Here is a 468-nt window from a genome sequence, read left to right on the forward strand (position 1 = left end):
CCCGGAAACCGGGGAGATTTTTGAAGAGCCGGTACAGGCCGGGCCGATTGACTTAAGACAGGCATACGGAAGATAGAGGAGAGAAATGGTATCAGAAAAGAAATGCTGTGGAACCTGCAGGTATCATCTGCGTGATGATGATGTGGATTTCATTTGTGACTGTGAGGAGTCGGAAGGGTACGGAGACTATACGATGTCTCAGGACTGCTGCGACTGTTATGAAGCAAGAAACATAGAAGAATAAGGAGGACAAAACTATGTTAGAAGGATTAAAGGATGCATTAGAGCACGTTGAAGGGCTGGCAAGAGAAAACGAGAAGACCGAGGTTATTGAGATCTGCGGACATACATACGCCAACAAGAGCTTAAAGCGTTATGATAACACAGACAAGGCGACGGCACTGGAGGCTTCCAGTCTTACCGCCCTGCTTGACTACATCGGGGCCTGCTATGAGGAGTTCCCGAAGA

General features: G+C 48.1%; 1 protein-coding gene and 1 pseudogene. Both read left to right on the forward strand.

The window, feature by feature from the left end:
- Nucleotides 1-85: 85 nt before the first annotated feature.
- Nucleotides 86-244 carry a hypothetical protein gene (locus WKT10_RS15955; RefSeq protein ID WP_340278058.1) on the forward strand — a complete coding sequence of 53 codons (159 nt, stop codon included), beginning with the start codon at nucleotides 86-88 and terminating at the stop codon, nucleotides 242-244.
- A gap of 13 nt (nucleotides 245-257) precedes the next feature.
- A pseudogene (locus WKT10_RS15960) lies at nucleotides 258-468 on the forward strand (hypothetical protein); the annotation flags it as partial.

Source organism: Enterocloster sp. HCN-30185, from assembly GCF_037890305.1.
GTDB lineage: Bacteria > Bacillota > Clostridia > Lachnospirales > Lachnospiraceae > Enterocloster.

Excerpts from the sequence above, each read along its gene's own strand:
- WKT10_RS15955 (WP_340278058.1), top strand. The coding sequence starts at position 86 with ATGGTATCAGAAAAGAAATGCTGTGGAACCTGCAGGTATCATCTGCGT.